Origin of the sequence: Cryptosporangium sp. NPDC051539, from assembly GCF_044454545.1 — a bacterium.
Taxonomy (GTDB): domain Bacteria; phylum Actinomycetota; class Actinomycetes; order Mycobacteriales; family Cryptosporangiaceae; genus Cryptosporangium.
Genome location: NZ_JBITDV010000006.1, coordinates 388,068 through 412,367, shown reverse-complemented (window position 1 = coordinate 412,367; position 24,300 = coordinate 388,068). Strand labels below are relative to the sequence as shown.

22 protein-coding genes are annotated in these 24,300 nt (G+C 71.4%); 14 read left to right on the top strand and 8 right to left on the bottom strand.

Features of this window, described 5'->3' with window-relative positions; all coding sequences use genetic code 11:
• Position 1 precedes the first annotated feature (1 nt).
• Entirely contained in the window at positions 2-976 is a 975-nt protein-coding gene (locus ACIBZJ_RS21025) for a PfkB family carbohydrate kinase (protein ID WP_395931974.1), read from the top strand.
• Here ACIBZJ_RS21025 and ACIBZJ_RS21020 read toward each other — a convergent pair.
• Positions 961-1,212, bottom strand: coding sequence for a hypothetical protein (locus ACIBZJ_RS21020; protein WP_395931972.1), 252 nt, complete (start codon positions 1,210-1,212; stop codon positions 961-963). The two genes, ACIBZJ_RS21025 and ACIBZJ_RS21020, sit on opposite strands and share 16 nt — an antisense overlap.
• A 188-nt stretch (positions 1,213-1,400) precedes the next feature.
• Here ACIBZJ_RS21020 and ACIBZJ_RS21015 point away from each other — a divergent pair, with 188 nt between their 5' ends.
• Entirely contained in the window at positions 1,401-2,702 is a 1,302-nt protein-coding gene (locus tag ACIBZJ_RS21015) for a nitrate/nitrite transporter (RefSeq protein WP_395931970.1), read from the top strand.
• Between the two features lie 72 nt (positions 2,703-2,774).
• On the opposite strand, the gene ACIBZJ_RS21010 is transcribed toward ACIBZJ_RS21015, so the two are convergent.
• Positions 2,775-4,571, bottom strand: coding sequence for an ABC transporter ATP-binding protein (locus ACIBZJ_RS21010; protein WP_395931968.1), 1,797 nt, complete (start codon positions 4,569-4,571; stop codon positions 2,775-2,777).
• An 81-nt stretch (positions 4,572-4,652) separates the two neighbouring features.
• Here ACIBZJ_RS21010 and ACIBZJ_RS21005 point away from each other — a divergent pair, with 81 nt between their 5' ends.
• Genes ACIBZJ_RS21005 through ctaD form a run of 3 tightly spaced genes read left to right on the top strand, consistent with a single transcriptional unit; the run spans position 4,653 to position 8,303 of the window.
• The gene (locus ACIBZJ_RS21005; RefSeq protein ID WP_395932302.1) at positions 4,653-5,066 is read left to right on the top strand and encodes a MarR family winged helix-turn-helix transcriptional regulator; all 414 of its coding nucleotides are present in this window, start codon (positions 4,653-4,655) and stop codon (positions 5,064-5,066) included.
• A gap of 10 nt (positions 5,067-5,076) precedes the next feature.
• Positions 5,077-6,537, top strand: a complete 1,461-nt coding sequence (locus ACIBZJ_RS21000) for an amidohydrolase (protein ID WP_395931966.1) — start codon at positions 5,077-5,079, stop codon at positions 6,535-6,537.
• Between the two features lie 47 nt (positions 6,538-6,584).
• Complete coding sequence (gene ctaD, locus ACIBZJ_RS20995) at positions 6,585-8,303, top strand: cytochrome c oxidase subunit I (protein ID WP_395931964.1); 1,719 nt, start codon at positions 6,585-6,587, stop codon at positions 8,301-8,303.
• Between the two features lie 25 nt (positions 8,304-8,328).
• Here the strand turns inward: ctaD and ACIBZJ_RS20990 are convergent, their stop codons facing one another.
• On the bottom strand, positions 8,329-9,969 hold the full coding sequence (locus ACIBZJ_RS20990) for an AMP-binding protein (RefSeq protein WP_395931962.1): 1,641 nt from the start codon (positions 9,967-9,969) through the stop codon (positions 8,329-8,331).
• A 224-nt stretch (positions 9,970-10,193) separates the two neighbouring features.
• Positions 10,194-11,447 (bottom strand): lamin tail domain-containing protein, encoded by a 1,254-nt coding sequence (locus ACIBZJ_RS20985; protein WP_395931960.1) that lies wholly within the window; start codon positions 11,445-11,447, stop codon positions 10,194-10,196.
• Positions 11,448-11,753: 306 nt separating this feature from the next.
• Between ACIBZJ_RS20985 and ACIBZJ_RS20980 the strand changes: the two genes are divergently transcribed.
• Positions 11,754-12,464: a TetR/AcrR family transcriptional regulator gene (locus tag ACIBZJ_RS20980; RefSeq protein WP_395931958.1), complete on the top strand. Its 711-nt coding sequence runs from the start codon at positions 11,754-11,756 to the stop codon at positions 12,462-12,464.
• A gap of 148 nt (positions 12,465-12,612) precedes the next feature.
• On the top strand, positions 12,613-13,491 hold the full coding sequence (locus tag ACIBZJ_RS20975) for a DMT family transporter (protein ID WP_395931956.1): 879 nt from the start codon (positions 12,613-12,615) through the stop codon (positions 13,489-13,491).
• Here ACIBZJ_RS20975 and ACIBZJ_RS20970 read toward each other — a convergent pair.
• From ACIBZJ_RS20970 to ACIBZJ_RS20960, 3 genes are all read right to left on the bottom strand, one after another.
• Entirely contained in the window at positions 13,488-14,756 is a 1,269-nt protein-coding gene (locus ACIBZJ_RS20970; RefSeq protein ID WP_395931954.1) for a hypothetical protein, read from the bottom strand. The two genes, ACIBZJ_RS20975 and ACIBZJ_RS20970, sit on opposite strands and share 4 nt — an antisense overlap.
• Before the next feature lie 10 nt (positions 14,757-14,766).
• Positions 14,767-16,215 (bottom strand): S8 family peptidase, encoded by a 1,449-nt coding sequence (locus ACIBZJ_RS20965; protein WP_395931952.1) that lies wholly within the window; start codon positions 16,213-16,215, stop codon positions 14,767-14,769.
• Positions 16,216-16,405: 190 nt separating this feature from the next.
• On the bottom strand, positions 16,406-16,852 hold the full coding sequence (locus tag ACIBZJ_RS20960; RefSeq protein WP_395931950.1) for a MarR family winged helix-turn-helix transcriptional regulator: 447 nt from the start codon (positions 16,850-16,852) through the stop codon (positions 16,406-16,408).
• A gap of 75 nt (positions 16,853-16,927) precedes the next feature.
• Here ACIBZJ_RS20960 and ACIBZJ_RS20955 point away from each other — a divergent pair, with 75 nt between their 5' ends.
• Positions 16,928-17,104: a hypothetical protein gene (locus ACIBZJ_RS20955; protein ID WP_395931948.1), complete on the top strand. Its 177-nt coding sequence runs from the start codon at positions 16,928-16,930 to the stop codon at positions 17,102-17,104.
• Between the two features lie 22 nt (positions 17,105-17,126).
• On the opposite strand, the gene ACIBZJ_RS20950 is transcribed toward ACIBZJ_RS20955, so the two are convergent.
• The gene (locus ACIBZJ_RS20950) at positions 17,127-18,512 is read right to left on the bottom strand and encodes an MFS transporter (RefSeq protein WP_395931946.1); all 1,386 of its coding nucleotides are present in this window, start codon (positions 18,510-18,512) and stop codon (positions 17,127-17,129) included.
• An 89-nt stretch (positions 18,513-18,601) separates the two neighbouring features.
• Here ACIBZJ_RS20950 and ACIBZJ_RS20945 point away from each other — a divergent pair, with 89 nt between their 5' ends.
• From ACIBZJ_RS20945 to ACIBZJ_RS20920, 6 genes are all read left to right on the top strand, one after another.
• Complete coding sequence (locus ACIBZJ_RS20945; RefSeq protein ID WP_395931944.1) at positions 18,602-19,126, top strand: winged helix-turn-helix transcriptional regulator; 525 nt, start codon at positions 18,602-18,604, stop codon at positions 19,124-19,126.
• Positions 19,127-19,140: 14 nt separating this feature from the next.
• The gene (locus tag ACIBZJ_RS20940) at positions 19,141-19,941 is read left to right on the top strand and encodes an HpcH/HpaI aldolase/citrate lyase family protein (RefSeq protein ID WP_395931942.1); all 801 of its coding nucleotides are present in this window, start codon (positions 19,141-19,143) and stop codon (positions 19,939-19,941) included.
• Positions 19,942-20,000: 59 nt separating this feature from the next.
• Positions 20,001-21,005: a diguanylate cyclase domain-containing protein gene (locus tag ACIBZJ_RS20935; RefSeq protein WP_395931940.1), complete on the top strand. Its 1,005-nt coding sequence runs from the start codon at positions 20,001-20,003 to the stop codon at positions 21,003-21,005.
• Positions 21,006-21,167: 162 nt separating this feature from the next.
• Entirely contained in the window at positions 21,168-21,809 is a 642-nt protein-coding gene (locus ACIBZJ_RS20930; RefSeq protein ID WP_395931938.1) for a TetR/AcrR family transcriptional regulator, read from the top strand.
• 22 nt (positions 21,810-21,831) lie between these two features.
• Positions 21,832-22,725 carry an ATP-binding cassette domain-containing protein gene (locus ACIBZJ_RS20925; protein WP_395931936.1) on the top strand — a complete coding sequence of 298 codons (894 nt, stop codon included), beginning with the start codon at positions 21,832-21,834 and terminating at the stop codon, positions 22,723-22,725.
• Complete coding sequence (locus ACIBZJ_RS20920; protein WP_395931934.1) at positions 22,725-24,296, top strand: ABC transporter permease; 1,572 nt, start codon at positions 22,725-22,727, stop codon at positions 24,294-24,296. Before ACIBZJ_RS20925 ends, ACIBZJ_RS20920 begins: the two co-directional genes overlap by 1 nt.
• Positions 24,297-24,300: the final 4 nt, after the last annotated feature.

Here is a 24,300-nt window from a genome sequence, read left to right as displayed (position 1 = left end):
GGTGCCGGGCGCGACGGTGTACTCCCTGGAGAGCATCCTCGTCGACCTCGCGATCACGGTTCCGGCGCTTCCGGAGCGGGGCGGCGACGTCCTCGCGACCGCCGCGCGCACGAATCCCGGCGGCGGTTTCAACCTCGCGTCCGCGGTCGCGCGGCAGGGGGTCCGGTGCGTCTACGCGGCGCCGCACGGCACCGGGCGCTACGGCGACGTCATCCGGGCCGCGCTCAGCGCCGAGGGCGTCAGCTGGACGGTCGATCCGCGTCCGGTCGGCGACTCGGGCTACTGCGTGACGCTGGTCGAGCCCGATGGCGAGCGCACGTTCGTGACGGTGGCCGGGGTCGAGTCCGGGCTGACCTCCGACGACCTCGACGGCGTCGCTCCCCGCGCGGGCGACGCGGTGGTCGTCTCCGGCTACGACCTCGCGTACCCGGGCAGCGGACCGGTCCTCGCCGACTGGCTCCCCGGCCTGCCGGACGGCGTCCTCATCGCGTTCGATCCCGGCCCGATGGTGCTCGAGATTCCTCCGGACCGCCTGGTTCGTGCGCTGAACTGCGTCGACGTGCTCACGCTCAATCAGCGCGAGGCCCGGATGCTGACCGGCGCGCCGTCGGTCGGCCGCTCCGACGACCTGGACGCCACCCTGCTCGACGCCGTCCGGCGGGCCGGCGTTCCGGACGAGGCGATGGTCGTCCTGCGGGCCGGGAGGCACGGGTGCGCGGCCACCGGAGGGCTGCTCGGGCGGCGGGTGTTCACCGCACCGGCACCGGTCGTGCGGGCGGTGGACACCACCGGAGCCGGTGACGTGCACACGGCGGTGCTGCTCGCGCGCCTGGTCACCGGCGCACCGGTGGAGGCCGCCCTGGTCGACGCCGTCCGCGCCGGCGCGTACGCGGTCCAGCACGCCGGCGCCGCGACCGGACCGACCACCGCCGAGCTGGAGGCTTACGCTCGCGTCGAGGGTCAGCCGGACGGGTAACGCGCGGCCAGCCACTGCGCGACGTCCGGCGCCGCCGCGACCTCCTCGGGCTCGTGGACGAGATGGAAGCGGTCGTCGCCCTCGGGTGCGTCGCGCCGGACGTCACAGACCATCACGTCGAGCCGCGCGGTGTAGTGCTGCATGACGAGCGTGTCCCGGCGCGGCGGCCCGACCACGATCTCGTCGTCGACGTTCGCCGTGGCGAGGTCGATCGGTGACTCGATCCCGATGATCATCGGTTTGACAGCAGTTGTGCCCATATAACCCAGGTGAACACCGCAAGGGTGCAAAACAAGCCGACACGCCGCCCGAAGTGTGACCCGCGCCAAACGGGTGGCGAATCCCACCGGGGCCGCAGCCGACATCCGCGTGTGACCAGCGCACGATTGACGAAGGGATCGATTCAGTACGGAAAGGAACACCCGTGTCTTACCCGGCGACGGTGCGCAGCGCCTGGCTCGTCTGGACCGTCGCACTCTCCACCTATTTCGTCGCCGTCTTCCACCGCTCGTCACTTGCGGTCGCGGGGCTCGTGGCCACCGACCGCTTCCACATCAGCGCCGCCCAGCTCGCCGCGTTCGCGATGCTGCAGCTCGGGATCTACGCGTTGATGCAGATCCCGGTCGGCCTGCTCGTCGACCGGTTCGGACCCCGGTCGGTGCTGCTCACCGGCGCGGTGGTCCTCACCGTCGCCCAGGCCGGTTTCGCGGTCGCCGACTCCTACGGCGCGGCGCTGCTGGCCCGGCTGTTCGTCGGCGTCGGCGACGCGATGACGTTCGTCTGCGTGCTGCGCCTGGTCAACGCCTGGTTCGCGCCCGGGCGCGTCCCGCTGATCACCCAGCTGACCGGCGTGGTCGGGCAGATCGGCGCGATCGTCGCCGCCGTGCCGATGACCTGGGCCCTCGCCCACCTCGGCTGGACCACCGCGTACGGGATCTCGGCCGGGTTCGGCGTGGCCGCGGCCGTCGTCGCGCTGATCGTGCTGCACGACCAGCCCGGCACCCGCAATCTCCGTGGCCCGAACTTGTCGCTCGGCGCGATCCGGGCCAGCCTCGCCCTGTCCTGGCAGCAACCGGGGACCCGGCTCGGGTTCTGGGTGCACTTCACGACCCAGTTCGCCCAGAACGCGTTCGCGCTGCTCTGGGGCTTCCCGTTCCTGGTGAAGGGCGAGGGCGTCTCGCCGAACGTCGCCTCGGTGCTGCTCACGCTGATGGTCGTGTCGCTGATCGCGGCCGGCCCGCTGATGGGCTGGTTCACCGCACGGCACCCGTGGCAGCGTTCGACGCTCGCGCTGGCCGTCGTGGGGGCGATCGCCACCGCCTGGACGCTCGTGCTCGCCTGGCCCGGCCGGGCGCCGCTGGGCCTGCTGGTGGTGCTCGTGATGGTGATCGGGCTGGGTGGCCCGGGCTCGATGATCGGGTTCGACCTCGGCCGGACGTCGAATCCGCTCAACCGGCTGGCCAGCGCCACCGGCATCATCAACCAGGCCGGGTTCGTCGCGAGCCTCACCGTCGTCGTGGCGATCGGCGCGATCCTCGACTGGCGCACCGGCGGCACCGGCAGCGACTACACCCCGGACGCGTTCCGCTGGGCGATGTCGTTCCAGTACGTCCTCTGGGCGCTGGGGGCCGTGCAGATCTGGCGTTACCGGGTACGCGGGCGGGCGCACGCCCTGTCCCTGGATCCGCTGGCCCCGACGCGCACCGCACTGCAGCCCGCGGCGTAGGCACAAAAGGCGTAGGCACAAGAAACCGGGCCTACAGCACCGTGCTGTAGGCCCGATCGGCTGCCCGCCCACTCATGCGGCGAGGGCCAGCGTGGCGTAGCGGCCCGCGGCCGCCACCAGGTCGTCGTGCGAGCCGGACTCCGCGATGCGTCCGTGGTCCACGACCGCGATCCGGTCGGCGTTGCGCACGGTCGAGAGCCGGTGCGCGATCGTCACCGTGGTGCGGCCGACCGCGAGCGCGTCGAACGCCTTCTGCACGGCCCGTTCGGTCGTATTGTCGAGCGCGCTGGTGGCTTCGTCGAGGACCAGGATGCGGGGGTCGCGCAGCAACGTCCTGGCGATCGCGATGCGCTGCTTCTCGCCCCCGGAGAACCGGTGCCCGCGCGAGCCGACCATCGTGTCGTACCCGTCCGGCAGACCGGCGATCAGATCGTGGATCTGAGCCGCCCGAGCCGCGTCCTCGATCTCCTCGTCGGTCGCGTCGGGCTTGGCGTAACGGAGGTTCTCCCGCACGGTCGTGTGCAGCAGGTAGGTCTCCTGGGAGACGATGCCGACGATCCCCGACAGGTCGGTCAGCGCGAAGTCCCGCAGGTCGACGCCGTCGATCGTGATCCGCCCGGCGGTCGGGTCGTAGAGCCGTGCGATCAGCGAGGCCAGCGTGCTCTTCCCGGAGCCGGTGGCTCCGACCAGCGCAAGCGTCGTCCCGGCGGGCACGTCCAGCGTGACACCGGCGACCGCGGCCACGTCGTTGCCCGGGTAGGTGAACGTCACGTCCTCGAACCGCAGGTCACCGCGCACCCGAGGGAGCGACACCGGGGCCGCCGGGTCGTCGACCTCGACCGGCAGGTCCAGGTACTCGAAGATCCGGGCGAACAGCGCCAGCGACGCGGCGATCGAGACACCGGTGTTCAGCAGCCCGGTCAGCGGCCGGAACAGCGTCGTCTGCAGGGTCGTGAACGCGACCAGCGTTCCGATGCTCAGCGTGCCCGCGGTGCCGGGCAGACCGGCGCTCAGGTAGATCACCGCAGGGATCGCGGCGAAGATGATGGTCATCGTGGCCATCCGCCAGCGACCGGCCAGCTCCGAGCGGAGCTCCAGGTCGATCAGCCGGGACGACGACGACGAGAAACGGTCGACCAGCGCGGCGCCGGTGCCCATCGTCTTGGACAGCTGCGCGCCGCTGACCGAGAGGCCTTCCTCGATCGTCACGTTCAGGTCGGCGAGCTCGCGCTGGCGCTGGGCGGTGATCACCTGGCGCATCCGGGCGACCCGGCGGGTCAGGTAGATCGCCGGCGGCAGCACCACGAGCGAGACCAGCGAGAGCCGCCAGGACAGCGCGACCATCGCGACGACGGTGGCGACCACCGTGGTCAGGTTCGAGGCGATCGAGGTCGCGGTCGACGTGACGACGGTCTGCATGCCGCCGATGTCGTTGGTGATCCGCGACTGCACTTCGCCGGTACGGGTCCGGGTGAAGAAACCGATCGACTGGCGCTGCAGGTGAGCGAAGACCTCGGTCCGAAGCCGGTGCATGACCTGCTGACCGACGGTGGTCGAGATCCAGGTCTGGACGACGCCGAACGCCGACGTCACGGCGGCGACGGCGACCATGCCGACGACCAGCCAGACCAGGAGGTTCAGGTCCTGTCGCGGAAGTGCGACGTCGATGACCTCGCGGAGCAGGAACGGTGAGGCCAGCGAGACCACCGACGAGGCCACGATGATCGCGGTGACGACGGTGAGCTGCCAGCGGTGGTCGGAGAAGAGACGGAAGATCCGGCGCAGTGAGACGTTGCGCGCCTGGGCCTTCTCGGCCTCGGACAGTTTGCGGGGGCCGCCTCGGCGGCCGGTGGTGGGTGGGGTTTCCAAGAGACGTTCCCTTCGTCGATTAATGCTGAGGTTACCTCAGCATGAGGGAACAACAGAACCCCCTGGTACGGTATTCCCGTGATCGAGGACGCCACCGACAGCCTGTCCGAGGCGTTCTGGTCGGTCGCTCGTCAGCTGCGCCACACCACCAAGGAAGCGCTCGAACCCTGGGACATCACTCCCGGCCAGTTCCGCGCGCTCGGTGTCCTGATGCGGCACGACGCGATCCGCCTGTCGGGCCTGTCCGAACACCTACGGATCGCTCCGCGCTCGACCACCGAGGTCGTCGACGGCCTCGAGGAGCGCGGCCTGGTCGAACGGCAGCCCGACCCGAGCGACCGGCGCGCGACGCTGGTCGCGGTCACCGAGCGGGGACGCGAGGTCGGCGCCGCGATCATGCAGGCCCGCCGGGCCGAGGGCGACCGGATGTTCGACGCGCTGTCGGCCGACGACCAGACCGAACTCGCCCGGATCCTGGGGCTGCTGCGCCGATGACCCCGCGCCGATGACCCTGCTGCGTGACGTCCGCATAGTGCCGGTGCGCGAGCCGGCGCCGGACGTTCCGGTAGACGTCCGGATGACCGGCGGGAGGGTGACCGCGGTCGGGACGCTCGCGCCGGAACGCGACGAGGTGATCGACGGCGGCGGACGGTGGCTGATCCCCGGTCTCTGGGATCAGCACGTGCACCTGCGCCAATGGGCGCAGGCGAGGCTGCGCCTCGACGTGAGCGGGGCCACCGACGTCGGCGAGGCCGTCCGTCTCGTCCGGGCTCATGTGGACGCCCGGCCGCCCGGCGGCGCCGTCGTGGTCGGCGCCGGATTCCGGTGTGCGACCTGGGCGGTCCGGCCCACGACGGCCGATCTGGACGTCGTGGGGGTGCCCACGATCCTGATCAGCGGCGACGTGCACAGCGGGTGGATGAACACGGCGGCACAGCGGTGGCTCGGGCTGCCGGAGCGGGCCGGTGTGGTCGACGAGAACGAGTGGTTCTCGCTCGTGCCCCGGCTCGAAGCGCTGCTCGCCGCGGATCTCGACGAGGCCTACCGGCTGGCGGTGCGGGCCGCGGCGGCCCTGGGCGTGGTCGGAATCGCCGACATGGAGTTCGAGGCGGGGTTCCGGGAGTGGCCCCGCCGGTTCGCGGCGGGCGTGGACGCGGTGCGCGTGCGCCCGGCGACGTACGCCGAGGGGCTCGAGGACGTGATCGCGGCGGGTCTGTCTTCCCGGGATCCGCTCGGCGGGCTGGTGACGATGGGCCCGCTGAAGATCATCTCGGACGGGTCGCTGAACTCGCTGACCGCGCGGTGCTGCGAGCCGTACGCCGACGGACGGCTCGGGATCCAGAACTACCCCTACGACGAGCTGGTGCGGCTGCTCGGGCGGGCCGCTTCCCACGGGCTCGACGTGGCGCTGCACGCGATCGGGGACGCGGCGCTGACGACCGCGCTGGACGCGTTCGAGGCCACCGGTGCCCGGGGCGGCGTCGAGCACGTGCAACTGGCGCGCTTCGAGGAGTTCGACCGGATGGCCCGGCTGGGGCTGCGGGCGTCGGTGCAGCCCGCCCATCTGCTCGACGACCGGGACGTGGCGGCGCGGATCTGGCCCGACCGGGCCGACCGGTGCTACGCGTTCGGCTCGATGCTGGCCGCGGGGGTGCCCCTGGCGCTGGGCTCGGACGCGCCGGTCTCGCCGCTGGACCCCTGGCTGGCGATGGCCGCCGCGGTGCACCGCTCGGCCGACGAGCGGGAACCGTGGCTGCCGTCGGAGTCGCTCGGTGCCTCCGACGCGCTGGCTGCCAGTGTGGACGGAGCCGGCACCGTCGCCGTCGGGAGCGTCGCCGACCTGGCCCTCTTGGACGCGAACCCGCTCGCGCCCGGCGACTCGGCCACGGTCGCGGCGCGTCTGCGCGGCATGCGGGTTGCCGCGACTTTTGTCGGAGGGCGCCCAACGCACGGGGCACACCAATAAGCTCAGCGGCGCTGAAGTTGGCATAGCCAAGCACAGGAGTGTCGACGATGACCACTGAGGCCGAGCGCACCGAACCGGGGCTGACCCCGGAGCCGATCGTGACCCGGCCCTGGCCGGTGCGCGGATCACTCAAGGGCAGCAAGCTGGCCTGGCTCATCCGGCAGACCGATGCCAAGCAGATCGGCATCATGTACCTGGTCACGTCGTTCTTCTACTTCGCCGCGGCCGGCGTCATGGCGCTGCTCATGCGGGCCGAACTCGCCCGGCCGGGCCTGCAGTTCCTCTCGAACGAGCAGTACAACCAGCTCTTCACCATGCACGGCTCGATCATGCTGCTGCTGTTCGGCACGCCGCTGGGCTTCGCGTTCGCGAACTTCCTGGTGCCGCTGCAGATCGGCGCCCCGGACGTGTCGTTCCCGCGGCTGAACGCGTTCGCGTACTGGGCCTTCGCGCTCGGCGGCCTGATGGTGCTGGGTGGCTTCCTCACCCCCGGCGGCGCGGCCGACTTCGGCTGGTTCGCCTACGCGCCGCTGAACTCCGAGATCAACTCGCCCGGCGCCGGGACCGACCTCTGGATCGTGGGCTTCGTCCTCTCCGGACTCGGCACGATCCTCGGCGCGGTCAACATCGTGACGACGATCCTGACCATGCGCGCGCCCGGCATGACGATGTTCCGGATGCCGATCTTCACCTGGAACATGCTGATCACCAGCCTGCTCGTCCTGATGGTGTTCCCGATCCTGGCGGCCGCGTTCCTGGCGCTGCTGGCCGACCGGCACCTCGGCGCGCACGTCTACGACGCCGATACCGGCGGCGCGATCCTCTGGCAGCACCTGTTCTGGTTCTTCGGCCATCCAGAGGTCTACATCCTCGCCCTACCGTTCTTCGGCATCATCACCGAGATCATCCCGGTGTTCAGCCGCAAGCCGCTGTTCGGCTACAAGGGCATGGTCGGGGCGACGATCTCGATCGCGGCGCTGTCGATGACCGTGTGGGCCCACCACATGTTCGTCACCGGCGCGGTGCTGCTGCCGTTCTTCAGCTTCTTGTCGTACCTGATCGCGGTGCCGACCGGGATCAAGTTCTTCAACTGGATCGGCAGCATGTGGCGAGGCCAGATCACGTTCGAGACGCCGATGCTGTTCGCGATCGGCTTCCTGGTGACGTTCCTGTTCGGCGGTCTCACCGGTGTGTTGCTGGCGAGCCCGCCGGTCGACTTCCACGTCTCCGACAGTTATTTCGTGGTGGCGCACTTCCACTACGTGCTGTTCGGCACGATCGTGTTCGCCGCGTTCGGCGGGATCTACTTCTGGTTCCCGAAGATGACCGGGCGGATGCTCGACGAACGCCTGGGCAAGCTGCACTTCTGGCTGACGTTCATCGGGTTCCACACGACGTTCCTGGTGCAGCACTGGCTCGGCAACGAGGGCATGCCCCGCCGGTACGCCGACTACCTGCCGTCCGACGGCTGGACCACGCTGAACACGATCTCGACGATCGGCGCGTTCATCCTCGGCATCTCGACGCTGCCGATCCTGTGGAACATCTGGAAGTCGTACAAGCTCGGCCGGGTCGTGGAGGTGGACGACCCGTGGGGCTTCGGCAACTCCCTGGAGTGGGCGACGTCGTGCCCGCCGCCACGGCACAATTTCGTCAAGCTGCCACGGATCCGCTCCGAGCGGCCGGCGTTCGACGCGGCGTACCCGCACCTGGCGCCGTGGGGGCAGCCGATCACCGAGCAGCAGCAGCCGACGGTCAGCTCGTAGGCGGGCAGGGCGGCCAGGCGGGCGGCTAGGCGTTGCGGGTGGCGGCCTCCGCTTGCAGGCCGAGTTCGTCGACGGCGGTCTCGCGCATCTCGACCTTGCGGATCTTGCCGGTCACCGTCATCGGGAACCCCTCGACGATCTTCACGTACCGCGGGATCTTGAAGTGGGCCAGCTTCCCCGCGCAGAACGCGCGCAGAGCCTCGGCCGTGAGCGGGCCGGCGCCGGGCCGCAGGCACACCCACGCCATCAGCTCCTCGCCGTACTTGGCGTCGGGCACCCCGATCACCTGGGCGTCGACGATGTCGGGGTGGGTGTACAGGAACTCCTCGACCTCGCGCGGATACACGTTTTCGCCGCCGCGGATCACCATGTCCTTGATCCGCCCGACGATGTTGAGGTAGCCCTCCTCGTCCATCGTCGCGAGGTCGCCGGTGTGCATCCAGCGGGCCTCGTCGAGCACCTCGGCGGTCTTCTCCGGCTCGTTCCAGTACCCGCGCATCACCGAGTAGCCCCGGGTGCAGAACTCGCCGGTCTCGCCACGCGGGACGACCTGCCCGGTCGCCGGGTCGACGATCTTCACCTCGAGGTGCGGGTGGACCCGGCCCACGGTCGCCGTCCGGCGGTCGAGGCTGTCGTCGGCACCGGTCTGGGTCGAGACCGGGGACGTTTCGGTCATGCCGTAGCAAATCGTGATCTCGGCCATCCCCATCTCGGCCACGACCCGTTTCATCACCTCGACCGGGCACGGCGAGCCGGCCATGATGCCGGTCCGCAGCGACGACAGGTCGTAGGACGCGAAATCCGGCAGCCCGAGTTCGGCGATGAACATCGTCGGCACCCCGTAGAGCGAGGTGCACCGCTCGTCCTGCACGGCTTTCAGCGTTAGCGCGGGGTCGAACGCGGGCGCCGGGATCACCATCGTCGCGCCGTGCGAGGTCGCGCCGAGGTTGCCCATGCCCATGCCGAAACAGTGGTAGTACGGCACCGGGATGCAGACCCGGTCCTCCTCGGTGTAGCCGCAGCCCTCCCCCACGAAGAACCCGTTGTTGAGCAGGTTGTGGTGGGTGAGCGTCGCGCCCTTCGGGAACCCGGTGGTGCCGGACGTGTACTGGATGTTGACCGGGTCGTCGGGGTCCAGGTCGTCCGGGAACGCGGACCGGTCCGCGGCCCGGCCGGACGCCATCAGCGCGTTCCACTCCGGGTCGCCGAGGAAGATCGTCCTGGTCAGCGAAGGGCAGGAGTCCCGCACCTCGGCGACCATCGCCCGGTAGTCGCTGGTCTTGAACTGCGGCGCCGCGATCAGTACCGAGACACCGGCCTGATTCAGTACGTACGCCAGCTCGTGGGTGCGGTACGCCGGGTTGATGTTGACCATGATCGCGCCGATCTTGGCCGTGCCGTACTGCACGAATACCCACTCGGCGCAGTTCGGCGCCCAGATGCCGACCCGGTCGCCCTTGGCGACGCCGAGGGCGTCGAGCCCGAGCCCGCACGCGTCGACCTCGGCGACCAGCTCGCGGTAGGTGAAGCGCCGGCCGGTGGCGCACTCGACGAGCGCCTCCCGGTCGCCGACGCGCGCCGCCGTGCGGTCGAGGTTGCCGCCGATCGTGTCGCCGAGCAGCGGCACCGTCGACGGACCGTTGGCGTAGGACGGTAAAACCGGCATCGATGCCTCCCGCGGTGACCGCCGTCACAAGTGTTCGTAGCGACTCTGTCACTGGTCAGGTCTGCGCGCCACCGGACAACTCCGGCACTCCGAAGTGCTAGCTGGGTGGGATTGCATTCCGGTCGGCTATTCGGCCGATCAGTGAACCGAAAGAAAGGCAAAGGCCACAGCCCCCGAACGGGGGCCATGGCCTTTTCAGCACCGGGTGAATCAATGCGCGGAATTCACCGGCCGAAGTACACCGTGCGGCCCGGCTTCACGCGATCCGCCTTGTAGGTGACCTGGTCCACGAGCGTGCCCTTGGCCTCGATCAGCGTGATCGTGTCGCCCGCGTTGCCGAGCGACAACGCGCCGCTGAGCGTCACCCGGAGGACGTCACCGGCGGCGAGCGAGCCGGCCAGCTCGTACCGGCCTCCGGCCGCGTCGACCAGGCCCCATCCGTCCAGTGGGACAGCGGCCGCCGAGACGTTCAGCAGCGTCACGGTCTCGTGGCCCCGATCGGTGCCGAGCGGATCCGGCAGGGCCGCGATGATCAGCACGTTCCCGGCAGCCGCGGGCTGCGGGCCGGTCGGGGCACCCGGCGGGGCCGGGTCGGGGCTGATCACGAAGTCTTCCGGCCAGGCCGTCAGCTGGATCTGCGTCCCCGAGGCCTTGATCACGTCGTGCATGTTGCTGCGCTCGGCCGTCGCGAGCAGCAGCAACTCGTCGTCGCGGTTGACCGGGTCGGCACGCAGCCAGGCGTCCAGGCCGTCGAAGTCGGTGGCGCCGGTGGCGAAGTACGGCACCAGGCGGCGGAACAGCTTCGGCCAGATCGCCAGCGTCTCGAGTGTGGCCAGGTCAGGGATGGTGGCGGCACCGTTCGGGTCGGCGGTCGACTCGGCCCAGATGCCGGTGTTCGCCGCGCGGGCCGCCGTCGAGATCCCCGACAGGTGCTGCCGCAGCGACGCCGGCAGCGACGCGTAGAAGGCCGGGTAGACGAGCCCGTCCCGCAGCAGGCGGGCGTTCGCCGACTGATCGACCAGCGTGTCGTCGAGGAAGATCGCCGCGCCGTCGACCGGGCTGGTGTCACCCGGGAAGACGAAGCCGATCAGGCGGCCGTTGGCGTCGATGCCGTTGGTCAGCACGTGACCGCGGATCGAGTCCTGATCGGCCGACTGCACCTTGTTCGGCTGGTCGGCGAAGAACACGACGTTCGTGAAGCCCAGCATCGCGAGCAGCGCGTCCCGGGCGGCATTCGCGCCGGTCGGCTCCTGATGAGCGCTCGCGAAGTGGGTCTCCAACGCGTCGATGGCCTCCAGGCGGACCGAGACGCCCCGCGCGTTGAGATCGGCACCCTGGCCCGAGGTGCGCGGCAGGGTGTCGACCAGAGCGGGTGTGTCGGGCCGGAACTTCACCGTGTCGCCGTCGGGCTGCGGACCCTGCCGGGGCAGGTCCGAATAGCGAATGACAAATGAACCCTTGAGCAACGTGTAGCTCATCGGGCGTCTCCGTTCACGTCGTGTTTCCGCGGCGCAGAAAGCTTCTTGGGTAATGGGCCGATCGGGTAAGGTGTCGGCTGGTCGAGCAGAGACCACGTGCCCATATGCTGCGCCACCTCGGCAACACCGGGAAAGAGAATCGACGACAATTCAGTGCTGGCACGCAGAGCGATTCTGCTCGCCGCGGCTCCCGCCCCGGGAAATCAGTGGTCAGCTCTGGGCACTTCGTCCTAACGTCAGCCGTTGTCCCTGGTAACGGCGGTCATCATCGTGGCCGCCCCGACGAATTGAAGGTACGATCTCCACATGGAGACAGCACCTCCGGTTACTACCGTCCCCTACCCTCCGCAGTCGTCCTACCCTGTCCCCGCGACATCCTCCGATGTCGGGCTCGCTTCCGGGCCGTCGGCGCGCCGGACGCGCCGCGACGCCGACCGTGACCGCTCCCGCATCGAGGAGACGGCCCGCGAGGTGTTCGCGGTCTACGGGCTGGACGTGACGCTGGAGGACATCGCACGGTTCGCCGGGCTGTCGGTCCGCACCGTGCGGCGGGCGTTCCCGAACCCGGACGAGCTGATCGAGTCGCTGTTCCAGCAGGCGCTCACCGAACTCGCCGACGCCGCCGAGGCCGCGACCGAACACGCCGACCCGCTGCTCGGCTTCCTCGACTTCCTGAGCGAGTCCGGCCGGGTGCAGTCGCGCAATTCCGGTCTGCGGATGCTGCTCCAGGGTGAGTCGACCAGCGAGCGTGCGGCCGCGACCGCGGAGGCCCGGCTGCTGCCTGCGCTCAACCGGCTGGTCGACCGGGCCCGGGCGTCCGAGGTCGTGCCGAGCCAGATGGGCCCGGCCGATCTGCCCGCGCTGCAGTTCGTGATGAGCAACCTCAACGAGTACGCCGAGAACGTCGAGCCCGAGCTCTGGCAGCGATACCTCGCGATCCTGCTCGACGGGCTGCAGTCCGAGCCGCTCGATTGTGATCTGGCTCTCCCCGGCGCCGGGCTGCGCGCGCTCGGCTGAGCCTGCGACGCCCGCGGCCGGGCCTACGACTGTCGCAGTATGGCCACATACGACTGTCGGACCACGCGGATGTGTGGCTCACCCACGTAACGTCTGACCTGTCACCGGGAGATCCGGTAACGGCGACGGACGGACGACGGGGAGCAGTGTGGGCACGGTACTGGTCGGCATCGCCCTCGCGTTGCTGTCGTCAGTGGCGTACGCCGCCGCGGCGGTGCTCCAGGAACGGCTCGCGACGCTCCCGGTGCGCAGACTCGCGGGCAACCTCCACTGGTGGCTGGCGACCGCGCTCAACGGGGTCGCGGCCGTTCTGCACCTGGCCGCGCTGCGCGCCGGTCCGCTCTCGCTGATCCAGGCCCTCGGCATCCTGACGCTGCCGATGGCGGTGCCGCTGGCCGCGATGACCGCGCGGCGGCGGGTGTCGGGATCCGAGTGGAACGGGATGGCGTTCACGCTCGCCGGGCTGCTGGGCTTAGTTTTCCTGATCGGCTCGGCGGGCAACGACGCGGCCCTGACCCTGACGCAGCTGATCACCGTGCTGGTCACCGCGGCCGCGGCGCTGGTCGCGCTGGAGGGTATCAGCCGGATCCTGCGCGGGTCCGTGCTCTGGACCGCGGCGGCGGCCGGTATCGCGTTCGGCATCTCGTCGGCGGTGAGCCAGACGATCACCGTGCGGCTCGCCGACGACGGGGTGTCCGCGGTGTTCACCCCGCTGGTGCTGATCGCCGGCCTGGGAGTCGCGGTGCTGACCGTGCTCGGGCTGTTGCTGACCCAGCACTCCTACCGGAACGGGCTCGGCGCGCCACTTGCGGTGAGCACGATCGCGAACCCGGTCGCGGCCGCGGTGATCGGAATCGTGCTGCTCGGTGACCGGGTCACCGGCGGGTACCCGGGCTCGGCGCTCGCCCTGGCCTGCGCGGTCGGAGCCGCGATCGGCGTGACGATGCTCGCCAACGCCAGCCGCGGTGGCCGCACCCGGCCGCCGGTGGCGGACGACTCCCTCGCCACCGCGCCGGCCGAGGCCTAGGAACCGAGGGCCATCGCCCTCCACAGCGCGTAGGCGACCGCGTCGTTGTCGATCGCTCCGTGGCCGGAGATGAACGGGTCGCCTTTGAGGTTGTGGACGTGCTTCGGCAGGAACGAATACGTCCCGCCCGGCGCGAGCAGGTCGGAGAACGACGCCGACGGCGTCTTCAGCGCGCCGTTGCTCCCCAGACCGCCGTAGGGGTCGTCCCGGTCGCCCACGCCGACCGCGACCTGCCCGGCGATCCGCGAGATGAGCGCGTACGCCAGACCGACCGCGCGGTCCTTCCGGGTGTGGGTGACGATCAGCGGGCCGGTGAGCCGGGACGGCACCCGGTGGAAGATCCCGTCCTGGCCGTCCTTCCAGTTCTCGGCCAGCGCGTAGTGACTGAACGCCGCCTGCAGCAGCGTCAGCGAGGCGATCGGCACGGTCGCGGCCGACGCGGCTGCGGTCGCCGCCCGGGCGCCGAACGAGTGCCCGACCAGGTGCAGCCGGGCTCCCGGGATCTCCCCGGCCAGATCGGCCAGCAGCCCCGCGACGCCGACCGACCCGGCGTCCCCCGACCGGGCCCGCATCTGGAAGTACGAGAACGTGTTCAGCAGCGAACGCCCCCGTCGCACGAAGCCCCCGAGGTTCAGCCCGGCCGCTCCACCCCCTGGGCCGGCACCCCCACCGGCCGCCGCGCCGTTCGCGGCTCCGCCGCCGGCCCGGCCTTCCCCGCCCCCGACGAGCGCGCTCGCACGCTCGAAGACGGTGTCGGCGCTCCCGGTCACGAGCGTCGGCGGCACCACGTCGGGATCGCCGGACTCCGGCGACAGGAGCGTTCGCAGCCCGCGAAGGTACTCGGCCCGCGCCGCCGCCGAGCCGTCCAGCTGCGGCACCAGTGCCGCCAGCTTCTGCGCCAGAGCGGCGTCCTCGACCCGGGCGACGATCGCCCGCCGCAACTCGTCGGCCGGCGACGCGACGCCCGCCCCGCCACCGGCCACCTGCGACTCGTCGGCCCACTGGATCGACGGCCACAGAACCCCGACGACCCGCGGATCTCCCGGCGCCGACCCGGCCCCGCGCTCCACCGACTCCAGGCAGCCGATCAGCCGCCGGTACAGCGACCGGGCCTGGTCCATGTCGTTGTTCCAGCCGTGCACCAGCACGATCACGTCGGTCGGTGCGTCCGCCGCCAGCACCGCGACGACCGACCGCGCCGCCGCCGCGTCCGCGAACGACCCGTTCTTCTTCAACTCGACCAGCGACAACCCGTACCGTTCCACGGCCCCCTCCTCATACCGACTGGATGGCCCGCATCGCGTCGACGAGGCCGCGACCCTGGAACGTGGGATCGCGCCCGAGGTCGGTCGCCGAGGCGAGCAGGATGCGTTTGACGTCCTCGGGGCGCCCGAGGAACTCCTGGTGCACGGACAGGAACCCGGCCGCCACCCCGGAGACGTGCGGCGCCGCCATCGACGTCCCCGAGTTCTCGACGTACCGGGCGCCCGGCACGCGCGCCTCGGCCTCGGCGAGCGCCTGCCCGGCCGCCGCGCTGACGACCCGCTCCCCCGGCGCGACCAGGTCGGGCTTCAGCCGGCCGTCGCCGGTCGGGCCTTTGGACGAGAAATGCGAGACCCCAGTCAGGTGCGGGCGGGTCGACGTCGCCCCGACCGTGATCGCGCACTCGGCGTTGCCCGGGTCGTTGATCGTCAGGCCGAGCCCGAGCTGGACCTGCCGCTCCTCGCTGTCGAACGCGTAGCCGTAGCCGGTGTTGCCCGCCGCGGCCACCACCACGACGCCGCTGCGCACGAGCCGGTCGACCTCCCGGCACACCGGGGTCTGGCCCGCGCTGAACCACGACGGGTCGAACGGGTAGCCGACCGAGAGATTGACTCCGTGGACCCGGAGATCCCGCCCGCCGTTGTTCACTTCCGAGACGTATTCGAGCGCGTCGAGAAGTGCCGCCGTGTCCCCCGAACCGTCGGATCGGAGCACTTTGAACGACAGCAGCGTGCATTGCGGCGCCATTCCGGAAATGCTGGCGATCGTCTGCGGCGAGCTGGTCCGATTTCCGGAGTCGTCCTGGTAATAGGTAGCGGCGATCACTTCACCCATCGACTCGCCCGCGATGATGCCGGCCACGTGCGTCCCGTGGCCGTCGTTGTCGACGAGCGGATCCTCTTCACCGGCGTCGTGGACGAACGATCGGTGCGCGAGCCCGGCCGGAAGAACCAGATTGTGGTACCGCTCGAAGTGCGCGTGGGTGCCGTCGATCCCGGAATCGAGAACGGCCCAGACGAGACCGGCGCCGGTCGCCCGGAACGCGCGCAGGCTCGCGTCGCATTTGGTCGTCGTGACGGTCCGGTAGGTGAGCGCGCGAACCTCGAAATTGGGCCAGATCCGATGGATCGCCCACCGCGGCGCGGACTGCGGCGGGGAGAGTCGGGCCTGGTCCGGGGCGCCGGACGGCCCGCCGGACGGTCCGCCGGGTGGCGCGTCCGGCGAGGTTCCGGCCTCCGGTGGCCCGCCCGCGAGATCGCGGTCGGTCACGACGAGTTCGCGGATCTGACGCGCGGTCAGCGCCGAACTCAGATAGGACCGTCCCGCGCGGATCGGCGCCTCCGGTGCGATTGTCTCCACCATTTCGGAGACCGCCCGGCGTGCGCCGTCGACCCCCTCCGGATGGCTCCCGCGCAGTTCGATGTTGACGCCCAGCAGCGCGGTCGGCGCCGCGGATTCCATTCGATCGCGGAGTGGCCTGGAAATCACCGAGTCCAGGACGAGATCAGGAGACGAGGGCACCGGCCCCTGCGAGAGGGATTCGTCCCCGCCGAACTCACGCGGTATTTCGCCGCCGTTCACGGCGCCTCAGGCTAGAGCATCGCGCCGATTCGAGAAATACCTTCCGCGGACGACACGGGGCCCCGGCGTGTCAGGCCACCGGCGCCGGGCGGGCGGCGGCGATCACCCGGGTGAGCGATGCGTGCAATTGGTCGAGTTCGGACAACTCCATTCCGAGCCGCGCCACCACGGCCGGCGGGATCTTCTCGGCCTCCGCGCGCAGCGCCACCCCGGCCTCGGTGAGCGTCACCGCGAGCATCCGCTCGTCGCGGCTGTCGCGCTCACGCCGCACGAACCCGGCCGCCTCCAGACGCTTGAGCAGCGGGGAGAGCGTGCCGGGGTCGAGTTGCAGCACATCGGACAGTTCACGGACGGAGCGCGGCGACCGCTGCCAGAGCGCGAGCAGGACCAGGTACTGGGGGTGGGTGAGGCCCAGCGGATCGAGCAACGGCCGGTACACCGCGATGACGCCGCGCGACGCGACGGCGAGCGCGAAGCACACCTGACGCTCGAGTGCGAGGGGGTCCTCAAGGTCCATGCCCGGCATTGTTCCACGGGAGAATGTGATGACGCCAACTGTTGGTGCACAAATGATTGGCTTACTATCGATCTCATGGACGAGAGCGAGCAGCGACGTACTCCCCGCAGCCGATTCGGCGAGTGGCTGTTCCAGATCTTCGGGCCGCCGACCGTCTCCGGAGCGATCCAGGGCCACAGCCCCGAGGCCCGCGCGGCCTGGAAACGCCGGGTGGAGGAGGAGCGCGCCGCCCGGCGATCCAAGGACACGTAGGTGGCCTGAGGGCCCCGACCGCTCAGGCCGTGGCTACGGCCGGCACCCGGGCGCGGGCCGCCAGTGGCGCCAGGGCGACCGCGGCCACCAGACAGAGCACGATGCCCACCCCCAGAGCCTCGCCCGGGTTGGTCGGCGCCAGCGACGCGGTCACCGCCACCCCGAGCGAGGAGCCCACGTACCGGGCCGTGCTGTTCGCCCCGGATCCCATCGCGCTGCGCTCCGGCGGCACCGTGCCGACCGCCAGCCGCGGCAGCGTCGCGTTGATCAGCCCGCCACCGAGCCCGGCCACCACGAACCCGGGGAACAGCAGCCCCCAGGCGTGGTCCACGGCCGCCAGCGACATCGCGACGCCCACCGCCGAGAGCACGAACCCGATCCCGATCTCCCAGCCCCCGTGGACGCTGGCCGGCATCCGCCGCGCCGCCAGGCCGACGACGAACATCGTGCCCGCCCAGGCGAACGCCAGCAGCGCGGTCTGCGAGGCGCTCCACCCGCTCCCCCGCTGGAGCGCGGTCGGCAGGAACGTCATCGGACCGATCACCGCGAGCCCGTTCGCCAGCGCGCTCAGCGTCGCCAGCAGGAACGGCGGGCGGCGGAACAGTGCCAGGTCGATCATCGGCTCGCCCGCCCGCGACTCGCGCAGCGCGAACAGCCCGAACAACACCACCGCGAGGACGATCGGCAGCGCGGTCGGCGTCCGGGCCCAGCCCGTACGGCCGTTCGTGGCCCCGACCAGCAGCGACACCAGCCCGGCTCCGAGCAGCAGTACGCCGGCCACGTCGACCCGCCGGGCCTGCGCCGCCTTCGACTCGCGCAGCGCCGGCCGCGCCGCGATCACCACGACCACCCCCACCGCGGCGGCCACCCAGTAGAACGACCGCCAACCGGCCGTGTTCTCGGCCGCGATCTGCAGCAGCGGCCCGGTCGCGATGCCGAGGCCGATCATCGAGCCCCAGGTCGCGGCGGCCCGGATCCGGTGCGGACCGACCGGGAACGCGTCCGCCACCAAGCCGAGGCCGGCGGCGAGGATCGCCGCACCGGCCACCCCCTGCACGACCCGCGCGCCGACGAACACCCAGGCGGTCGGCGCGAGCGCGCCCACGACCATCGCCGCCGCGAGCCCGCCGACGCCGCCGAGGAAGACCCGGCGTCGTCCGAAGTCGTCCGCGAGGCTGCCCGCGGGGAGCAGGAGCACCGCCAGCCCGAACGTGATGCCGTTCAGGATCCAGACCTGCGCGGTGGCTGACGCCTGCAGGTCGGCGGCGAGCGTCGGCACCACCACGGCCGGTGCGGTGTAGTCGGCGAACGTGAGCAACGTGGCTGCGCAAACCGCGAGCAGGACGAACTGCTCCCGCCGCCCGGGGAGGGCGGTCGTTCCGGCGGGCGCCGGCACTGTGGTCGTCATGACGGAGACCGTACAGGAGTCGGTTCAATGAATGAACCGTTTTGAACAGCACAGTTCGGTGAACGAACCGACGCGCTAGGATCGACGACGTGGGACTCGGAAAGGATTACGCGGGCCAGAACTGCGCGTTCGCCCGCACGCTCGAGATACTCGGTGAGCGGTGGACACTGCTCGTCGTCCGGGACGCGTTCTACGGCGTCCGGCGGTTCGGCGACTTCCTCGCCCACCTCGACGTCCCGCGGGCGGTGCTCTCCGACCGCCTGGAGACGCTCGTCCGCACCGGGATCCTGGAGAAACGCCGCTACCAGGACGCACCGCCTCGCGACGAGTACGTGCTCACCGACGCCGGGGCCGAGCTCTGGCCGATGCTCTTCCAGCTCACGGCCTGGGGCACCCGGCACCTCGACGTCGGCCCCTCGCTCCGGGTGTTCAAGCACGTCGGATGCGACGGCACGATCGCCGGGCTGACCGTCTGCGACGCCTGCGGCACGGTGGTCCCCCCGCAGGAAACCCGGATGGAGCCCGGGCCGGGCCTGGCCTATCTCCGCGAAGACCGGGTGAGCGTCGCGCTCCGCGGGCCGCACCGGATACTGCAACCGCTGGTCCTGACCTGACGGAGGCACACCTCATGTGGCAACCCCCTGGCCCGGCGTGGATGTTCTGCCCGGCCGACCGCCCGGACCGGTACGCGAAGGCCGCCGCCGCGGCCGACGTCGTCATCCTCGATCTGGAGGACGCGGTCGCCCCGGCCGACAAGGACACCGCCCGCGAGGCGCTGCACGGCAGTCGGCTCGACCCGGAGCGCACGGTCGTGCGGATCAACGCCGGTGATCCCACCGACGATCTGCGCGCGCTGGCCCGGACCGCCTACACCCGGGTGATGCTCCCGAAGGCGGAAAGCACCGCGGACGTGCTCGCCCTGCGTCCGTACGAGGTCGTCGTGCTGCTGGAATCGGCGCGGGGGGTGCTGGCCGCGGCCGACCTGGCCGCGGTGGAGAACACGATCGGCGTGATGTGGGGGCCGGAAGACCTGGTCGCCTCGCTCGGCGGCAGTGCGTCCCGCCACCCCGGAGGCACGTTCCGCGACGTCGCCCGGCAGGCCAGGGTCACGTCGCTGCTGGCGGCGAAAGCCCACGGACGGTTCGCGCTCGACACCGTGTACCTCGACATCGCCGACCTCGACGGCCTGGGCGCCGAGGCCGAGGACGCGGTCGCCAGCGGGTTCGACGGCACGGTCGCGATCCACCCGACGCAGGTCGCGGTGATCCGCGCCGCGTACACGCCGCCGGCCGAGGAGTCCGGCTGGGCCCGCCGGGTGCTGGACGCGGCCCGGACCGAGCGCGGCGTGTTCCGCTTCGAGGGCCGGATGGTCGACTCGCCCGTCCTCCGGCACGCGGAGGCCCTGCTCCGCCGGGCCGGAAAGCCTTAGCTGAGGCCGTTCCCGACCGATTACCCCGGCGGAAGTCTTCTTCGGCGGCGGGACGACGGATGCGGGCACTCCGGACGAGCACCGGGCAGCAGGCGGTGCTCCGGGAACGGGCGGTCGCCGCTGGTGCGGCCCGCCTCGCCGCGAGCAGTGAGCGGGACGTCGTCCACCGCACCGCGATCGAGACGACGCTGACCCTCGTCGCCGTCCCGGGCACGGTGCTGCTGGCGCTGGGGCACGACCTCCGCCACCAGGTCGTCGCCGCGGCCCCGGATTCCCCGATCGGCCGCACGCTCGACTTCGAGCCGCTGCCCCCGGATCTGGTCGCGGCGTTGCGCCGCGGCGACCCGGTCTACCTGGACGGCGCCGGCTGCGAGCACCTCCGCACGGTGGTCGACCTGCCGCCGCGCAAGGGCAGCGCGCTGATCCTGCGGCTGCGCGCCGGGGGCCGGGACGTCGGCGCGCTCGTGGTGTCGGCGCACCGCCCGCTCGGCTCCGAGGTCCGGGACGCGGTGACCGCCTGGAGCACGCAGGTGGCGGCCAGCCTGGCCGGTCTGGAGCTCACCGAGGAACTCCTGCACCGGGCGGCCCACGACCCGCTGACCGGACTGGCCACACGCGACCTGACCCACCGGCGCCTCGCCGCCGCCCTGGCCCGGACCCCCACCGCGTTCATCCTGGTCCAGGTCCCGCGCGCGAGCGACGACGTGCTGACCACGGTCGCCGACCGGCTCACCGCGGCGAGCCGTCCCGGCGACTCGGTGGGGCGGCTGGGGGCCGAAGAGTTCGGCGTCGTCCTCCCCGGCGTCGACGACCCGGACACGGCCACCGAGGTGGCCACCGCCTTCATCACCGCGCTCCGGGCGCCGATCCGCGCGGGCGCTCACGAGGTCTCGGTCGGCGGCGCGATCGGCGTGGCCCTGGGCACCCCCGGCACGACGGCCGACGACATCGCCACCGACGCGGCCGCCGCCCTGCACCGCGCCCGGGCCGCCGCTCCGCCCGGCGACCGGTTCGCCGCCGGTTCGGAGGCGTTCTCCCCCCGGCGCCTCTACGCGGTCTCCTGACCCGTCGCCCCGGTCCTCACGAGCTACGTCGACGGCGCTGACCTGGCCGTCCATGGCGGTGGCGAGATTCCGGCGAGGTACCTCGTGAATCCCTGACTATTCAGGCGTACAGTCTCCTGCACAAGCGTGTAGCCGACTACACGCCTGGATAGGAGATGCTGAATGTCCGACCCCGACGACCTCACCGCCCGCGCGCGTATCCGCGATGCCGCGCTGGCCCAGTTCGCCGACGTCGGGTTCCAGAAAGCCACGATCCGCAGCATCGCCGCCGAAGCCGGGGTCTCCCCCGGCCTCGTCCGCCATCACTTCGGCTCGAAGGAGGCGCTGCGCGACGCCGTCGACGCCCACGTGATGGACCAGATCCGCGACGCGAACGCGCTGGTCGCCGAAGCGGCCGGCGAGCACCGGTTCAGCACGGCGGTCTCCCCGCAGACCATGCGGCCGTTCCAGCGCTACTTCTCGCGCGCGCTGCTCGACGGCTCCCCCACCATCGCCGCGCTGTTCGACCAGGTGGCGACGCTCACCGAAACCTGGATCGAGGAATCCGACAAGCTGCGCGACGACGTCCCGATGATCGACGTCGGCACCCGCGCCGCGGCCTGGACCGCGATGGTGTTCGGCGTCTCGCTGCTGCAGAACCACGTCGGCCGGCTGCTCGGCGTCGACGACGTCTACGCGGATCCCGCGCACCGCCTCGAACTCGCGATGCTCGACATCTACTCGCACGCGCTGATCACTCCCGAGCTCGCCGAGCAAGCTCGGGCCGCCCTCTACCCCGACCCTCCTCAAGGGAGCAAGTCATGACCGCGCACCCCGAGCACCTCTCATGACCGCGGCCATCGCGGTGAACGGTTTGCTCAAGAACTTCGGCACCACCCGGGCCCTGAACGGACTCGACCTGTCCGTCCGCACCGGCGAGGTCCACGGTTTCCTGGGCCCGAACGGCGCCGGGAAGACCACCACGATCCGCATTCTGCTGGGCCTGGCCCGCTCCGACGGCGGCACCGCCGCACTGCTCGGCGGAGACCCGTGGCGCGAGGCGACCGCGCTGCACCGGCGGCTGGCCTACGTTCCCGGCGACGTCACGCTGTGGCCGAACCTCTCCGGCGGCGAAATCATCGACCTGCTCGGCCGGCTGCGCGGCGGCACGAACCCGAAGCGCCGGGCCGACCTGCTCGAACGCTTCCAGCTCGACCCGCGCAAGAAGGGCCGGGCCTACTCGAAGGGCAATCGGCAGAAGGTCGCGCTGGTCGCCGCGTTCGCGTCCGAGGCGGAGCTGTTGCTGCTCGACGAGCCGACCTCCGGCCTCGACCCGCTGATGGAGGAGGTCTTCCGCTCGGTGGTCTCGGAATTCGTGGCCGAGGAGGGCCGGACCGTGCTGCTCTCCAGCCACATCCTGTCCGAAGTGGAGGCGCTCTGCGACCGCGTGACGATCGTCCGCGACGGCCGCGCGGTCGAGACCGGCACGCTGACCGAGCTGCGCCACCTGACCCGCACGTCGATCCGCGCCGAGCTCGCCGGTCCGCCGACCGGCCTCGACGGCCTGACCGGCGTGCACGACGTCCAGGTCCGCGACCACCGGGTGTCGTTCACGGTGGACGCCGCCGAGCTCGACGCCGTACTCGTGCACCTGACGACGGTGGGCGTCCGCTCGCTGGAGTCGCGTCCGCCCACGCTGGAGGAGCTGTTCCTCTCGCATTACAGCGCGGCGGCGGCCTGATGTTCACCGGAACGGGTTCCCTGCTCCGGCTGGCGCTGCGGCTCGACCGGGTGCGCCTGCCGATCTGGGTACTGGTGCTGGCGATCATGCCGGCGGCGACCGCGGCGCAGTACATGGACCTCTACCCGACCGACGCCGACATCCGGGACGTCAGCGGCATCCTCGCCAACCCGGCACTGGAGGCGATCAACGGCCACCTGTTCGGGATCTCGATCGGCGGCCTGACCGCCTGGAAGATCGGCGCGACCGAGTTCGTGCTGGTCGCGCTGATGAGCCTGCTGACCGTCGTCCGGCACACCCGGGCCGAGGAGGAGACCGGGCGTCTCGAGCTGATCGGGTCGGCCGCGACCGGCCGATACGCGCCGCTGACCGCGGCCCTGCTCACCGCGCTGGTCGCCGACGCCGCCGCCGCCGTCCTGATCGTCGCGTTCCTCGCGTCCACCGGGCTGCCGGTCGCGGGGTCGCTCGCGTTCGGACTGGTGGTGGGCCTGGTCGGGCTGGTGTTCTCCGGGGTCGCGGCAGTCGCCGCGCAACTGGTCGGCGCCGGTCGCTCCGCGACCGGGATCGCGTCCGCGGTGCTGGGCGCCGCCTACCTGCTGCGGGCGCTGGGTGACACCGGCCCCGGGTGGCTGAGCTGGGCCTCCCCACTCGGGTGGGCCATGCGGACGCGTGCCTACGCCGACGAGCGCTGGTGGACCCTCCTGCTGTTCCTGATCGCCGCGGGCGGGCTGACCGCCGGTGCCTACGCGCTCGTCAGCCGGCGTGATCTGGGCGCGAGCCTGCTGCCGGAGCGACTGGCCCCGGCCGACGGAGCGGTGGACGGCCCGTTCGGGCTGGCCTGGCGGCTGCAGCGGGGTGTGCTGATCGGGTGGGTGGTCGCGATGGCGCTCGCGGGCGGGGTGCTCGGCGGATCGGCGAGCGGAATCACCGATTCGCTCGACGCCAACCAGAACATCACCGACGTGCTCTCCCGCCTCGGTGGCCACCAGGGGATCACCGACGCCTACCTGGCCGCCGTGTTCGGCATCATGGGGCTGACGATCGCCGCGTACACGGTTCAGGCGGTGCTGCGCCTGCACGCCGAAGAGGCCGCGGAACGGGTCGAGCCGCTGCTGGCCACGCCGGTCGGGCGGATCCGGTGGGCGCTGAGCCACCTCGCGTTCGCCGTGCTCGGGACGCCGTTGCTGCTGCTGGTGGCGGGCGTGTCGGGCGGGCTGGTGTACGGGCTGGAGACCTCCGACGTCAGCGGGCAGGTACCCCGGCTGGTCGAGGCCGCGCTGGTGCAGGTCCCGGCCGCCTGGGTGCTGGCCGGCTTCGGAGCGCTGCTGTTCGGGCTGGTGCCGCGCGCGAGCACGCTGGCGTGGGCCGGCCTCGTCGTGTGCTTCGTGCTACTGGAACTCGGCGCACTGCTGGGGTTGAGCCAGTGGCTCGTCGACGTGTCGCCGTTCGCGCACGTCCCGAAGCTGCCGGGTGACGCTCTGCGGGCGACGCCGCTGGTCTCGCTCACGGCGATCGCCGCCGCACTGGCTCTGACCGGCCTGGCCGGGTTCCGCCGCCGAGACGTGGGCTGAGCCC

Excerpts from the sequence above, each read along its gene's own strand:
- ACIBZJ_RS20965 (WP_395931952.1), bottom strand. The coding sequence starts at position 16,215 with ATGGAATCCGCGGCGCCGACCGCGCTGCTGGGCGTCAACATCGAACTG.
- ACIBZJ_RS20950 (WP_395931946.1), bottom strand. The coding sequence starts at position 18,512 with ATGACGACCACAGTGCCGGCGCCCGCCGGAACGACCGCCCTCCCCGGG.
- ACIBZJ_RS21000 (WP_395931966.1), top strand. The coding sequence starts at position 5,077 with ATGACCCTGCTGCGTGACGTCCGCATAGTGCCGGTGCGCGAGCCGGCG.
- ACIBZJ_RS20940 (WP_395931942.1), top strand. The coding sequence starts at position 19,141 with ATGTGGCAACCCCCTGGCCCGGCGTGGATGTTCTGCCCGGCCGACCGC.
- ctaD (WP_395931964.1), top strand. The coding sequence starts at position 6,585 with ATGACCACTGAGGCCGAGCGCACCGAACCGGGGCTGACCCCGGAGCCG.
- ACIBZJ_RS20980 (WP_395931958.1), top strand. The coding sequence starts at position 11,754 with ATGGAGACAGCACCTCCGGTTACTACCGTCCCCTACCCTCCGCAGTCG.
- ACIBZJ_RS20955 (WP_395931948.1), top strand. The coding sequence starts at position 16,928 with ATGGACGAGAGCGAGCAGCGACGTACTCCCCGCAGCCGATTCGGCGAG.
- ACIBZJ_RS20990 (WP_395931962.1), bottom strand. The coding sequence starts at position 9,969 with ATGCCGGTTTTACCGTCCTACGCCAACGGTCCGTCGACGGTGCCGCTG.
- ACIBZJ_RS20930 (WP_395931938.1), top strand. The coding sequence starts at position 21,168 with ATGTCCGACCCCGACGACCTCACCGCCCGCGCGCGTATCCGCGATGCC.
- ACIBZJ_RS20925 (WP_395931936.1), top strand. The coding sequence starts at position 21,832 with ATGACCGCGGCCATCGCGGTGAACGGTTTGCTCAAGAACTTCGGCACC.
- ACIBZJ_RS20960 (WP_395931950.1), bottom strand. The coding sequence starts at position 16,852 with ATGGACCTTGAGGACCCCCTCGCACTCGAGCGTCAGGTGTGCTTCGCG.
- ACIBZJ_RS20985 (WP_395931960.1), bottom strand. The coding sequence starts at position 11,447 with ATGAGCTACACGTTGCTCAAGGGTTCATTTGTCATTCGCTATTCGGAC.
- ACIBZJ_RS20920 (WP_395931934.1), top strand. The coding sequence starts at position 22,725 with ATGTTCACCGGAACGGGTTCCCTGCTCCGGCTGGCGCTGCGGCTCGAC.
- ACIBZJ_RS20935 (WP_395931940.1), top strand. The coding sequence starts at position 20,001 with ATGCGGGCACTCCGGACGAGCACCGGGCAGCAGGCGGTGCTCCGGGAA.
- ACIBZJ_RS21020 (WP_395931972.1), bottom strand. The coding sequence starts at position 1,212 with ATGATCATCGGGATCGAGTCACCGATCGACCTCGCCACGGCGAACGTC.